Source organism: Porphyromonas sp. COT-108 OH1349 (assembly GCF_000768755.1).
GTDB classification, from domain to species: domain Bacteria; phylum Bacteroidota; class Bacteroidia; order Bacteroidales; family Porphyromonadaceae; genus Porphyromonas_A; species Porphyromonas_A canoris.
Map to the genome: position 1 here is coordinate 21,500 of NZ_JRAH01000020.1, position 14,224 is coordinate 35,723.

The window sequence follows — 14,224 nt, forward strand, 5'->3', positions numbered from 1 at the left end:
TCTCATTGGTACGAATCAGGTACCTTGCTAAACAACCATAAAGATGGGGATAACATAGTTATTAAATGCTAAAAACAGGTCTTTACTATGTTAAATCTATCATTTTATTTGCTTACTTTGCATCCAATCGATCAAAAGAAAGAGTTGAAATCTATAACATACAACAAAAACACATAACTAAGAAAAGCTTTAATCATGAAGACAAACACCAAATTTGTTCTTGCCATCATCGGATCTTCCTGCCTCAGTGCGGTATTGGCAGTGGGCTTATATGCGGGATATACAGGTCTGAGAGGGACACACGTGGGAGACTCTCACGCTATCGGAAACAGCCGAACGCCTTCAGCTGCTTTTGAAGGTAATATGCAGCAGGTGGCACTCGCTCCTGCCGGACTGCCCAAAGACTTTGTGGAAGCGGCAGAAAGGAGTGTGCACGGAGTAGTGCATATCCGTGCAGAACTTTCCAGAAACACTTCTCGTTCCGGTCGCAGAGCACAAGAAGAGTTTATAGACCCGTTCGAGTTTTTCTTCGGTCCGGGACAAGGTTCTCGTCGAATACAGCCACAACCCTCTTATTCCATGGGATCGGGAGTGATTATATCTTCCGATGGATACATCATAACCAATAACCATGTGGTAGAAGGCTCGAACAAGCTCACCATCACACTCAATGACAACAAGGAGTACAACGCTTCGATCATCGGAACGGACAAGGCTACCGATTTGGCTCTTCTCAAGATAGAAGCCAAAGATCTGCCTGTAATCCCGTTCGGAGACTCCGAAGCACTGAAAGTGGGAGAGTGGGTATTGGCTGTCGGAAACCCTTTCAATCTGACCTCTACGGTAACTGCCGGCATCGTGAGTGCGAAGGGACGAAACGGTATGCCTTCCGGCAATCTTCAGCAAATCTCTTCGTTCATCCAGACGGATGCAGCGGTAAACTCCGGTAACAGTGGTGGCGCTCTCGTCAATACACGAGGAGAATTGGTAGGAATCAATACCATGATTTACTCTCAAAACGGACAGTTTGCCGGCTACTCCTTTGCTATTCCCGTATCCATTGCCTCCAAGGTGGTTACAGACCTCAAGCAGTATGGAGCGGTACAGCGTGCGATACTCGGAGTGGTCGGAAGCAATATAGATTCGGACTCTAAAGAGAAGTTCGGTCTCAAGGTTTCCGAGGGAGCGGTAGTGCAGGAGTTTGCCGATTTCAGCCCGGCCAAAGCGGCAGGTGTTCAGGTCGGGGACGTCATCACAGAGGTTAATGGTGCCAAGATTCGCAGTATCTCCGAACTGCAAGAGCAGATCTCCAAATATCGTCCGGGCGATCAGGTGAAGCTCCGAATAGATAGAAAAGGTAAGGGTATGGAGCTGAATGTTGCCCTTAAAAACAGCAAAGGCAACACGGAAGTGGTAAGAAAAGCCTCTTTCGACTCGCTTGGTGCTGCGTTCAGAGCACTTTCTGCCGAAAAGAGAAAGAGCCTCGGCATAGATTTCGGCGTGGAAGTTGCCGGCGTGGACGACGGCAGACTCAGCAAGGCAGGCATTCGCAAAGGCTTCATCATCCTTTCCGTGAACAATGTTGCAGTGCAGACACCGGAAGACATGGAGCGTATCGTGAACGAGGTAATCGCTTCATCTTCTTCGGACAAAGTACTGTTCATCAAAGGGTTGCAGCCTAATGGCGAAAGAAAATACTTTGCAATAGATCTCTCCTAAACCTTTAGAGGTTCAGGAAAGAGAGATCCTTGACAAGACAGACGGCTCTCTCACAAAGTTTGTCCACCTCCATGGTAGACACCGGCTTTGTGAGAGAGCTTTTTTATACGCACAAATGTAGAAGCATCCGCATCTTAGAGGCCTATTCTTCCGCAGGAGAGAGGTAGTAGATATGCGACCCCTGTCCTCGGCATCGCAGTCTGCCGGAGAGCGCAAAGGCTTTCAGCTCCCGTCCTGCGGTAGAAGCCGAAAGTCCGGTAAGGACGGCATAGACTTTTACTTTCAGAAAACCCTCCTCCCGAATATGTTTCAGAGCAACCGCAAGACGCTCTGCCTCTCCGGTGGAAGCATCCGTATAGATGCGGCTATGCCCTCGTTTCAAGGAGCAGATATTGTTTCCTCTCCGTATAAGTTCCTTATCTGCCCGATAATTAACACCCCTCATCTCTATGCTTGTCGCATTTCGTTTACCGGCAACACTCTCCGGCTCTGTTCCCTCTTTCAGTCCCAAAGAAGCGGAAAATGTACCCAGACCATCCACCTTTACGGAAAAGCCTTGCGCTATAAGGCGGGCAATGCTCTGTGAAAGAGCGGTAACGATTCCTTTCACATCTCCCGGAGTGAAGCTCGAACTCTCACTGATCTCTTTTGCAAGATGTTCCAATCCAAGCTGTTGTATGATGACCATCTTGGGATATTTCACTTGCTTGCCGGTCTTGCCCAGGTCGGGCATCTCTCTCATTCTGTACTCTGCCATGATTGTTCTGTTTTTGAAGTTATGGTTAATGCGATCACAAAAGTAGTTTGCCCTGTTCGGAGGTTCTGCCAAACGCTTCAAAATGTTGCCATCTTCTGCTGTTTTCCGGAAATCTCGTCGAAATTCGTGAAAATTGAGCCTTGGTTTCCACAAGACAAGACTTGACTTCCAAAAACAGAGACACGACCTCTGCAAGTCAAACCTTGAAAAGAAGATCTTTAGCTGTTCGGACAGATTTGTAAACGGATTAAAAACAGTTTCCGAACGGATATAAAAGCTTTTCTTAAACGGCACAGGCAGAAATTTGCCACCCTTCAAACAGGCGTTTTCCCCGTTCATGCTTATCTTTTTCAGGAGTGCAAAAAGGCTCTTCTTCCTCATTGCAAGAGCTTGAAACCAATGTTCGGAATGTTTTTTCCACAATGATCCGAAGCTCCGGTTCGGTAGAAAAAGAGGTTTATCCATACTGCCATTTTGCTTTTGGTTAATTGTTCGTTATTTACTACCTTTGCAGTAATTTTCCCCTACTACGTATAACTATCATTAGATAATGAGACAACTCAAGATTCAGAAGTCTATAACCAATCGTGAAAGTGCTTCTTTGGATAAGTATCTGCAAGAGATCGGACGCGAAGAACTTATCACGGTGGAAGAGGAGGTAAAGTTGGCGCAAGCCATTCATCGCAATGATGAAAACTCCCAAGCCGCATTGGAAAAACTAACGAGAGCGAATCTTCGTTTTGTTGTGTCTGTGGCAAAACAGTACCAAAACCAGGGATTGAGCCTTCCCGACCTTATCAACGAAGGGAACTTAGGCTTGATCAAAGCAGCAGAGAAGTTCGATGAAACCAGAGGTTTTAAGTTTATATCTTATGCCGTGTGGTGGATTCGCCAATCCATTCTTCAAGCATTGGCAGAACAGTCGAGAATAGTTCGTCTGCCTCTCAATCAGGTCGGCAATATCTCCAAGATCCAGAAAGCGGTGATGAAGTTCGAGCAAGAGCACGAGCGCAAACCATCATCCGAAGAGCTTGCAGCAGCACTGGAGATGTCGGAAGACAAGGTAAACGAGACAATGAAAATAAACGGACGACAGCTTTCTGTAGATGCGCCTTTCGTGGAAGGAGAGGATAACAGCCTGCTGGACGTACTTGTGAATGATGATGCTCCTAATGCAGACCGAACTCTGATCAATGACTCTCTATCGTTGGAAATAGAACGAGCTCTTTCGACACTCACTCCAAGAGAGAGCGATATAATCAAGATGTTCTTCGGAATAGGCGGTTGTCCGGAAATGACATTGGAGGAAATCGGTGTTCGTTTCGGGCTTACAAGAGAACGCGTAAGGCAGATTAAAGAGAAAGCCATCCGCAGACTAAGACAGGGCAATAGAAGTGTCCTTCTGAAGTCTTATTTGGGATAAGAAAAAGATTTTTCCCTCATAAACAACCGGAACGGGTATCGAAGAGCAGTCTTCGGTACCCGTTCCTCTATATGGAGGCACGAGATAGAGAAAGCAGACATGAGCTTTTACCTATCCGAATGAAGAGGCAAAATAGCTCTATTCTTCAAAAGATTTAATTAACTTTGGAATGCTATGAAAGGACAAAATATAGAAACAAATATCATAGGCAATGCTTCAGCCAAAACAGGTATAAAGGCTTGGGCATTGCTCTTGCTGTCGGGGCTGCTATTTCTTACTCCGATGAGCATGAATGCTCAAACGCTTGACCAGGTCGGCTCTCTTGCCCAACAAGGGCGGGTAGACGAAGCCGCAGAGGCAGGGTTAAAGCTTCTGCCCTCCTTGAAAAGGAAACCGATGGAGCGTCTGGATGTGGTGCAGATTCTTGTGAAAAGTCATCTGTTCGCACAGGCAGAAGCTCAGCTGACCGATATAAAGAAGAACAGAAGAGCTTCCGACGCCATCAAAAAGAAAATTCAAGAGACAGAACGGATGATCGAACAGGAAAAGAGAGCGCTGCAAAGCATCAAGATACTCTCTTTGATAGACACGCTGCATCTTTCTGCCTCGGAGATAGGAGACGTTTTGCCGGAAATACCGGCTGTCCAAACAGGGGCAAAGAGTGTTTCGTTCAGAGAAAAGTCTTTCCACATACGCGGAGACTACCGGACCTGGAAAGTGGAAAGAAATCCCGAAACGGGGACAGACCGAGTGGTGGTCTGGTTTGAGTCTCCCGACAAAGAGAGTGGAGACACCGGATACAGCTCTGTACCCGAAGGTCTTCCTACCGATGGAGAGATCTCCTGGCTGTGCCTGATGCCTGACGGACAGACACTCTACTACTCCTATAAGGATACCATTCCGGGGAGCAGAAGCAATCTGTATGTAACCATGTTCCGCGAAAGCGATAACAGCTTCCTGCGCTCCCAAAAGCTCCCGATGCCGTTTAGCAGCTATGCGGATGACATTGCCTACATGAATGATGAAGAGAACGACTTCGCATTCTTCCTCTCCAACAGAAACACCTTGAAGGATGAAGGAGAACCATCATATATATTATATGCTTTCAGACCATCCGAAACAAAGTCGGCTTCTCCGGATACAGATTTTGCAACACTCCGAGAACACCGAATGATGGAGCGTATATCTTGGAGCGACCGGAGAGTATCGCTAAGAGAGGCTTCGGGCAAAAAGAGGGAGAGCTATGATGATACTTCAAAGTCCGAACAACCTCTGTTTTACACTGCATCCGGAAGAGCGGTATATATTTCACACTCTAAGCTGACACAAGAATACAGCAGGACATTGAGAGAGATGCAGAGCGATGCCGAACGGCTAAAGCGTTTGAGGGACGAGTATAAAACGATCTCCAAAGAGAGTCCCCGATATAAGAGCGTGAGCCAATCCATCCTCCATCTGGAGGGGAAAAGGGAAGAGCTGCAAAAGAGACTCAAATCCCTGAAGAACATGATAATATCTTCCATAGAATCGTAATATAAACACCATATCAAAATATAAAGATCATGATACTTCCTGTAACCACTATTCTTATTCTGCTACTGTTCGCACTGCTTGCTGTGGCACTGGCTTTGGCAGAATTGTTCTTTATTCCGGGCTGGGGCATTGCCGGGACACTCTCTGTGGCACTGCTTATATGGTTGCTCTATTTTTCCTATACCATCTCTCCGATAGTGGCTTTATCGCTGCTGTTTCTCAGCCTGCTGCTCTTCTTCATCGGTGCATACTGGATATCGAAAACGAAAACATTGGATAAGATAGGGCTTAGCTCTAAAATAGAAGGTAAGAGTCCGAATGAAGCAGGAAGCGTTGCAGTGGGAATGACAGGCAAGACCACAAGCCGACTTGCTCTCTCCGGAAACATTCTCTTAGACAATACGGAAAAGATTGTGGAGGCTACATCGCTCGAAGGTTTGATAGATGAAAACGAAAGAGTGGAGATTGTTCGCCTCGAAAGTGGTAAGATCCTCGTCAGGAGAATAGCCGATCAACATTAAAAACTCAACATATAAATCATATAACTATGCAAGAAACATTTTATCTCTGGATAGGGGTTGCCTTTGTGGCTATCATCCTCCTTTCCATTTTTCTTATCTATTTCCCTGTGCTGCTATGGATATCCGCACGTGTGTCGGGAGTGAGAATTTCTCTGTTGCAACTCTTTCTGATGCGCATCAGAAATGTTCCTCCTCATGTGATAACGAGAGCGATGATCGAGTCGCACAAGGCAGACCTCCAACTCACACGCGATGAACTCGAAGCCCACTACCTTGCAGGAGGACACGTAGAGCAGGTGGTACATGCTCTGGTATCTGCTTCCAAAGCAAACATAGACCTTCCGTTCCAAATGGCTACCGCAATAGACCTTGCCGGTAGAGATGTCTTCCAAGCGGTTCAGATGTCTGTAAATCCGAAAGTGATAGATACTCCTCCGGTAACAGCCGTGGCTAAAGATGGTATCCAACTCATTGCCAAAGCTCGTGTAACCGTTCGTGCAAGCATCAAACAACTTGTAGGGGGAGCAGGAGAAGAGACCGTTTTGGCTCGTGTAGGCGAAGGTATCGTCTCTTCTATCGGTTCATCCGAAAGCCATAAGAGTGTCCTCGAAAATCCGGACTCTATCTCAAAACTGGTTCTTCGTAAAGGTCTCGATGCCGGAACGGCTTTTGAAATCCTCTCCATAGATATAGCGGATATAGATATAGGTCGAAACATCGGTGCGGTACTGCAAATGGACCAAGCTCAAGCGGACAAGAACATCGCACAAGCAAAGGCAGAAGAGCGCAGAGCCATGGCTGTGGCAAGCGAACAAGAGATGAAAGCTCTTGCCCAACAAGCCAGAGCGAAGGTGATAGAAGCAGAAGCAGAAGTGCCTAAAGCTATCGCCGAAGCATTCAGAAGCGGAAATCTCGGTATCATGGACTATTATCACTTGAAAAATATTCAGGCCGACACTTCCATGAGAGAGAGTATAGCGAAACCGCTTGATGTTAAACCCAAAAATCACGAAAAAGATGCTTAACAACAGTAAGCAGCCTATTCCGCCGTCGGAACTGATCATAAACAGCGATGGATCCATATTCCATCTGCATATGAAACCCGAACATCTTGCAGATAAAGTCATTGTCTGCGGAGATCCGGCACGTGTAGACAACATCGCTTCATTCCTTACAGATATTGAGTGTAATATTAGCAGCCGGGAGTTTCATTCGATTACCGGAAAGTATCAAGGCAAGCGCATCACGGTCTTGTCCCATGGAATCGGTGGAGACAATATAGAGATCGTAGTGAACGAACTCGATATGTTGGCTAATGTGGACTTTGATACCCGTTTGGTTAAAGAGGAATTTCGCAAGCTCGATATTATACGTATCGGAACATCCGGAGGGCTTCAGGACATCTCTCCGATAGGGACATACGTAGCGGCAAAGTATGCAATAGGTTTTGATGGCGTATTGAACTTCTACGCAGGTCGGGATCAGGTTTGCGATTTGGCATTTGAGGAAGAGCTTCTGAAGCAGTTGGACTGGAAAATAAAAGGACTTCTTCCATACGTTGTAGAGGCTCCGGATCCGCTTGTAGACAGAATCTGTAAAGATGATATACTAAAAGGCGTTACCATTGCCGCAAACGGATTTTATGCTCCACAGGGTAGAAAGTTACGCTTTGAACTTGCAGACCCGGATCTAAACAGGAAGATTCAGGCATTTTCATGGAATAACCGGATCATCACAAACTTTGAAATGGAGTCTTCTGCCCTTGCCGGCATAGGGGCTGTACTGGGACACAATGTCCTCACAGTCTGTTGTATAATAGCAGGAAGAAAGGCTCAAAAAATGAATGTCGACTATAAACAATCTTTACAAAACCTTATCCGGATTGTGTTGGAAAGAATCTGATAAAACGCTCAAAACCGAGAGTGGTTTTTGTATATAAAAGAAGGAAAAGCGGTATTCAATTTCAGAATACCGCTTTCCTTTTATATATTTTTACTATCTTTGTACTACACTGAAGGAGTTATCTACTACGATAAACACATTCGTAATGTTCTAAATTTTATAACCATGAAAAGAAAACATCTACTGACCGCCCTTCTGATTGGGGCTTCCGCTTTTGGAATTACAAATGCTCAGGTAAGAGACGTCAGCGTAACCGTTTCTCCCTTGATCGAGTACCAATGGTGGAATAAAAATATCAATCTTGAAAACAATATGTTCTATGGGCTTCGTGCCGGATTTGGATTTGGTCCGCATTTCGAGCTGAGAGCTATTGCCGAAAAATCTTTCGACCTCAAAGGAAAACTTAAAAGTCTCAACTGGAATGTTGCAGACAATCTTGCAGAAAAGTTACCTAATCACTCGTTGGATATCACACGCATTGGAGGAGAAGCCAAGCTCAATATATTCTCCGGCGTATCGTTCTCTCCTTATATATTGGCAGGGACCGGTATTCAGTATTTCGACTATAATCCATTGACAGAAGGCACGGACGCCAGAGCGCATAAAGAGCAACAGATCTATGCCTCTTTGGGTGCAGGTCTCAAGATGAATATCTCTCCGCGCGTGGTCTTCTCTTTAGAAGCGAAGCAGCTACTGTTCAATATGGACCCGACGAATGCGTATCTGAATCCGCATACACAGAACAAGAACGAGTTTTTGAAGAACTATTCTGCTCTTGCATCTCTGGATATATACCTTGGCGGATCCAATCCAAGATTGAACACATCCTTGGACAGACGTGTCCGTGACAGTTATACAGGAGGTTTTGCACGCGGACTCAAATTTGTTCTTGAACCGGGTGTAGCCTTCATGGACTTCAATGAAAACTTCCCGTATAAAGACCAATGGTTTGTGGGAGGTTCTGCCGGAATAGACTTCTCTTCCCTTGTCGGCATACGTGGTTACTACTATCAGGCGACAGAAGAACCGGGCAAACTCTCCACGAAGTTCAATAAAGAGTTGCGCATGTACGGGGCTAACGTGATTGCACGCCTCAATCAGCCTCGCGGCGTTGTACCTTACTTGCAGTTTGGTGCCGGCTATCTCGATGCAAGAAAAGATGAAAAGGAAATCAATCAAACCGATTTCAACAAAAACAATCTCTTTGCACAGGCAGGAGCAGGTATAGAAATCCCTCTTTCTCGCTACTTTGCTCTTTACGGTACAGCCAATGCCATCTTGATGTCCAAGCAGGATGTTTCTCCCGAAAAGATCGTTACGCCTTCTCAAGTAAAAGCCAACATGATGTACACAGCAGGTTTACGCATCAATCTTGGTGCTCCTGTCAAGAGTGCTTCTACGCTTTACGGCTCTGCTTTGGAAAGAGAGAGAGTGAGAAGCAATGCTGAGATCAATGCACTTCGTGCCGAGTATGAAGACAAGCTTGCCGCTATCAACCGACAGCTTGCAGAAGCTCTAAAGGCAGGAGATGACGCACAAGTGGAAACACTTATGGAGCAACGCAAAGAGGTCTTGGAAGAAAAGAGCGTTACAAGCAAGAAGATAGAAACCGTATCTCAACCGAGAAGCAGTGAAACAATGACAGCTCGCGAGTTTGAAGAGCTTGTGGACAGAGTAGTAGAGAAAGTGCTTACACAAAGAAAATCACGTAGAAGCCACGCTGTTTCGGACGCAGATTTTGCTTTGGTTCTATCGGCTCTCCGTCAAGATCAAAGAGGTGTGGCACCATCTTCCAACGATGCTTTGGTAGCCGAGCTTAAGGCTCTCATAGAAAAGATGGACAGAAACTACGACACACTTCTCCGCTCCAACGTGCAGCCGCAACCCTCTACAACGGTTATCATGCCTACACAACCAAGACAGTCCACACCGCTTGTTGCTCCTGCCCAACCGGTGATCATCAATCCGGAACATGCGACACAACCAAATGCCAAAGAGGGACGCCGAGTGATTTCAAAGTCGATGGAGGGAGACGCTTATCAGACTTCCACCAAAACCGCATTCCTCAGATACAACACTTTGGCACCTATCGTCGGAGTAAACTTCGGTGAACAACTTTCAGCCAATATTGGTCTCCGTGCTTACTTGCAAGTGAGCGATACCAACTTTGACTTCGTTCCCGAACTGTTCATAGCATTGGGCAAAAAGACCGGTTATGGTCTTTCCGGTAATGTGATATACAATATATCGCTTCCTGCAGATTCGCCTATCCAACCTTACATTGGCTTTGGATTGGGACTGTTTAAGCAATACGACACGATGAGAGCCGGTAGTAACATCATACTCGGAACCAACCTTAAGGTAGGTGATAACTCTATCTTCGTGGACTATTCTACACGCAACTTATTCCAAAACAACCAGATTACAGTAGGATATCGCTTCGTATTCTAACCCCAAAATTCGATGTTAGATTATGAGAAAAATACTTATAACAGCTATTCTTCTTCTCTCTGTGCCCGGCTTTGTATGGGCACAGAAGAAGGAGGTTGTACACAAAAAAGAGTCTAAAGAGAAGGTTCGCAAGACCAGTGTACTACGTCCGGGAGAGGGAGAAAAGCTTATCCCGATCTCACGCCAACAGGCAGAAATCCTGGTTACGGAGCTTGTAACCGCCGCCCTCAAAAGAGACTCCATCGAATCTCAAAGAGAGTTGGATGCTCTTGTGATGCGCACCAAAATAGAGGCTCTCAAGCGCAAGATGATAGACGAAGCGTTGGCAAAGAGTTACAGCGGACACCTTGAGGCTCGCCTGGATCGCCTTGAAAGGCTCTTACTTCTAATGGTAGCCAACAACAGCAAGCTGCCTCCGCAAGTCCTCCAGACACTTATCTTACCGGAGTCCGGTGCTGCTCCTGCTGTGTTGCCGTCATCGGCACCTGTTATCGTAAACACTGCTCCGCAACCTCCTCGTTCGGTAGTGGAGCCTCCGATACTCAGAGAAGAGAGCCGGATGAAACCCCAAACAGCTCTTCCGTTGGTGGAAGAGAGGGTTTCTGCTCCTGCATCACCTCAAGATCAGAGAGCCGCAAAGGTAGAGCTTACGATTGATGCCAAAAATCTTCCTAAGGATACCATCGTGGAGTATATCCAAGTGGCACAGGCAAGAACGCCTCGCATCTCTCACAAGATCTTCTTCCCCGTAGGTTCGGACAAGATTTCCGGAGAGTACGAGACAGCTCTGAAGCAAGTGATTGTCTACCTGGAAACCTATCCCGACCAACGCATCCGTCTCAACGGATATGCTTCCCCTGAGGGAAATCTGGCTAAGAACAATGCTCTCTCCGCAAAGAGAGTGGAAGCCGTAAAGCGCTACCTCATGGATAAAGGCATAGCACCGTCTCGCATAGATGCTTACATGGGTGGTATAGACAGTGTAACATCCTCTCCGGCACAAGCCAGACGTGTGGAGATTGTCTCTATTGATAACGACTAAAATCGGTCTGATCCGATCTTATATTCAAAGCCCGAAGACTCTCCCATGGAGTTGCTTCGGGCTTTTTCTTGCAAAAACCAATGATGAGAAACAAAATCAAAATAGACCTCTGCATCTCTCCCCTTCTACTCCCTCCCTACTCGGAAGGTGTGGATAGAGTGGTTGTCGTGGATGTTTGGCGTGCAAGCAGCACCATCGTAACGATGCTGGGTAATGGTGCAAAAGCGGTCTATCCGCTCGACTCTCTTGAAAAGGCAGAAGCCAAAGCCGCAATGGGAGAGATTGTAGGCGCGGAGAGAGACGCACGCAGATGCTCTTTTGCCCGGTGCGGCAACTCTCCCTGCGAGTATCAGCCCCATTGGGTGGCAGGCAGATTCATATATTTCACGACCACCAATGGCACTCACGCCTTGGCGGAAGCGATGAAGATAGCAAAAGAAGAAGTACTGGTCGGAGCATTTATCAACATCGAAGCCCTCGCCCGCTACCTTGCCCGGCACACCGGAACGGTACTGATCCTTGCAGCCGGATGGCGAGACAAGATGAGCTTGGAAGACTCCCTGTTTGCCGGTGCGCTGTACAGCTCTCTGAGCAGACTTGCCGACCTCACTCCGCTATCGGACTCCATAAGATCCATGAACACCATTTGGAACGACCACAATGAGGAGTTGGCTCTCTATCTCTCCACTACCGACCACTACGCTCGGCTCGAAGCTATCGGACTGGAAGAAGATGCCGCCTACTGCCTGAAGCAGAGCATTTGGGACGTCGTTCCCGTCTGCCAAAACGTGAAAGGCGAAACCATGATAGTGGATAAGCAGAGACGATAGGCATCAAAGCTGTATGCAAACTTCTTTTATCCTTTTTTGGAAAAGGGCTAAACCCGTTCAAAAGTTTCGCTAAACAGATACAAGGGATAAAAACAAGGCTTGGTCTCCAAAAACCAAACCACAATTTTTGGAGACCAAGCCTTGTTTTGTAGAACTCGAACCTTGATCTGAAAATTTTAACCTCTTTACACCTTTTATTGAACCTTATCGGCAAAACTTCCGAACCCTTTTACCTCTTTTCTCATCAAGCATCATACCCGACCCTCTTGCCGTAAAGAGAAAAAAGGAAACAGAAATCAGGAGAAGCCAGACACTTCAAAACCCTCCGTAAGAGCTGTTTATCGCATTCGGACGACCTATTCGGAGGAGCAGAAAGAGGGTAACAAAAAAGGTGTCGAAGCGTCATCCACCGGGATGTTCTCCGACACCTTCTAAAGAAGTAGCGAGACCGAGAATTGAACTCGGGACCTCATGATTATGAATCATGCGCTCTAACCATCTGAGCTATCTCGCCGTTTGCTGTGCAAAGATAAGTCAAAAGATTTGAACTCACAACACCAATTCCCTATTTTTTCTCTGCAACAGCCATATTCGAGAAGTGATCTGTCATTTACGGCAATGTTTAGAATTTGAATCTCTGCCTGTTCCGCATCCGTTACGATACAGACGGTTCTGTATTGACGACCTATTCCTCACTCTTTTTTACCTTGAGACCATGCTGCTACTAATATCCTCCCCAAAAGAGTTAAAGTGGGAAAAAGGTGCATCAAGACGTTATCCCCCTCGTCTGTCTCCCAAAGAAGCGAGATAAGAATCCGCCAAAACCAGAGCAGCCATAGCCTCCACGATAGGGACGGCACGAGGCAAGACGCACGGATCGTGCCGTCCGGCAATTTCGATCTCCACCTGTTCTCCGGCCTTATTCACGCTCTGCTGTTTCTTTGAAATACTTGAAACCGGTTTGAATCCTACTCTGAAACGGATCACTTCTCCATTGGAAATACCTCCCTGAATACCTCCGGAGTGATTGGAAAGCGTGGCTATGCCACGAGGAGAGTGCGGACACGGCACAAAGGAGTCGTTCTGCTCGCTTCCTCTGGCATGGCATCCGGCAAAGCCGTCTCCCAGCTCGAATGCCTTGCAAGCGTTTATGCTGAGCATCGCAGAAGAGAGTTTTGCACTCAATTTATCATACAAAGGTGCTCCCCATCCGGGAGGAACTCCCCGAATAATGCAGACAATAGTACCTCCAACGCTGTCTCCCTCCTCTCTTGCAGCCTTTATCTCCTCTTCCATTTCACGGGCAGTTTGGGAGAGGGGCGTTCTCACGGCATGAGCCTCCACCTCTTCTTTCATCACAAAATCCAAGTAAATCTGAGGCATGGAGACCTTTCCGACAGAAGCTGTATAGGCTACTATCTCTATCCCCATATCGTTAAGGATCTGCATTGCAATGGCTCCGGCAGCAACCCGAACGGCTGTCTCTCGTGCGGAAGAGCGTCCTCCGCCACGATGATCCCGTACACCATACTTGGCTGTGTAGGTATAGTCGGCATGAGAAGGGCGGTAAACCTGTTCGAGAGAAGAGTAGTCACCGGAACGTTGATCCGAATTTCTGATAAGAAAAGCGATAGGCGCTCCTGTGGTGATGCCGTCCATGAGTCCGGAAAGAAACTCTATCCGATCCTCTTCTTTACGGGGCGTGGTAAGATCCGAACTGCCCGGTCTTCTCCTGTCCAAAGCTTCCTGCACTTCATCCAAGCGCAGTGCCACTCCTGCCGGACAGCCATCTATAACGCCTCCAATGGCTGCGCCGTGACTCTCTCCAAAGGTCGTAAGACGAAAATGTGTGCCTATCGTATTCATGATAATTGCCGTTTAATTTCTGTTTATCAAGGGGAAATTGCCTCTTCTTACGCTTCAAAGATAGCGATATTGAAGAAAGCGGAGAGAGAAGAAGAGATTTTTCGCTCCGACTCTTGCGAGAATAAAAAAGTTGTCTTACCTTTGCAGAGCAAAAGACAAAAGGGTCTCACGATCTTGTCT

The 14,224-nt window shown here is 46.8% G+C and carries 11 protein-coding genes and 1 tRNA gene; 9 read left to right on the forward strand and 3 right to left on the reverse strand.

Annotated elements, in window-relative coordinates; all coding sequences use genetic code 11:
* Positions 1 to 195: 195 nt before the first annotated feature.
* Entirely contained in the window at positions 196 to 1,719 is a 1,524-nt protein-coding gene (locus tag JT26_RS05210; RefSeq protein ID WP_036847226.1) for a Do family serine endopeptidase, read from the forward strand.
* A 142-nt stretch (positions 1,720 to 1,861) separates the two neighbouring features.
* Here the strand turns inward: JT26_RS05210 and JT26_RS10825 are convergent, their stop codons facing one another.
* Positions 1,862 to 2,476, reverse strand: a complete 615-nt coding sequence (locus tag JT26_RS10825; RefSeq protein ID WP_036847391.1) for an HU family DNA-binding protein — start codon at positions 2,474 to 2,476, stop codon at positions 1,862 to 1,864.
* A 550-nt stretch (positions 2,477 to 3,026) separates the two neighbouring features.
* Here JT26_RS10825 and JT26_RS05220 point away from each other — a divergent pair.
* The 8 genes from JT26_RS05220 to JT26_RS05255 all read left to right on the forward strand — a co-directional run bounded on the left by JT26_RS05220 (position 3,027) and on the right by JT26_RS05255 (position 12,178).
* On the forward strand, positions 3,027 to 3,899 hold the full coding sequence (locus JT26_RS05220) for an RNA polymerase sigma factor RpoD/SigA (protein ID WP_036790302.1): 873 nt from the start codon (positions 3,027 to 3,029) through the stop codon (positions 3,897 to 3,899).
* Positions 3,900 to 4,073: 174 nt separating this feature from the next.
* Complete coding sequence (locus JT26_RS05225; protein ID WP_036847229.1) at positions 4,074 to 5,432, forward strand: hypothetical protein; 1,359 nt, start codon at positions 4,074 to 4,076, stop codon at positions 5,430 to 5,432.
* Positions 5,433 to 5,461: 29 nt separating this feature from the next.
* Complete coding sequence (locus tag JT26_RS05230; protein ID WP_036847232.1) at positions 5,462 to 5,953, forward strand: NfeD family protein; 492 nt, start codon at positions 5,462 to 5,464, stop codon at positions 5,951 to 5,953.
* 26 nt (positions 5,954 to 5,979) lie between these two features.
* Entirely contained in the window at positions 5,980 to 6,978 is a 999-nt protein-coding gene (gene floA, locus JT26_RS05235; protein WP_036847235.1) for a flotillin-like protein FloA, read from the forward strand.
* Positions 6,971 to 7,855, forward strand: a complete 885-nt coding sequence (locus tag JT26_RS05240; protein ID WP_036847237.1) for a nucleoside phosphorylase — start codon at positions 6,971 to 6,973, stop codon at positions 7,853 to 7,855. Before floA ends, JT26_RS05240 begins: the two co-directional genes overlap by 8 nt.
* Positions 7,856 to 8,020: 165 nt before the next feature.
* Entirely contained in the window at positions 8,021 to 10,306 is a 2,286-nt protein-coding gene (locus tag JT26_RS05245; RefSeq protein WP_036847394.1) for an outer membrane beta-barrel protein, read from the forward strand.
* A 22-nt stretch (positions 10,307 to 10,328) separates the two neighbouring features.
* Positions 10,329 to 11,348: an OmpA family protein gene (locus JT26_RS05250; RefSeq protein WP_036847240.1), complete on the forward strand. Its 1,020-nt coding sequence runs from the start codon at positions 10,329 to 10,331 to the stop codon at positions 11,346 to 11,348.
* An 80-nt stretch (positions 11,349 to 11,428) separates the two neighbouring features.
* Positions 11,429 to 12,178 (forward strand): 2-phosphosulfolactate phosphatase, encoded by a 750-nt coding sequence (locus tag JT26_RS05255; protein WP_081966391.1) that lies wholly within the window; start codon positions 11,429 to 11,431, stop codon positions 12,176 to 12,178.
* Between the two features lie 440 nt (positions 12,179 to 12,618).
* On the opposite strand, the gene JT26_RS05260 is transcribed toward JT26_RS05255, so the two are convergent.
* Together JT26_RS05260 and aroC are read right to left on the reverse strand one after the other, a co-directional pair.
* Positions 12,619 to 12,692 (reverse strand) — tRNA-Met (locus JT26_RS05260).
* 260 nt (positions 12,693 to 12,952) lie between these two features.
* Positions 12,953 to 14,044, reverse strand: coding sequence for a chorismate synthase (aroC, locus tag JT26_RS05265; RefSeq protein ID WP_036847243.1), 1,092 nt, complete (start codon positions 14,042 to 14,044; stop codon positions 12,953 to 12,955).
* Between the last annotated feature and the right edge of the window lie 180 nt (positions 14,045 to 14,224).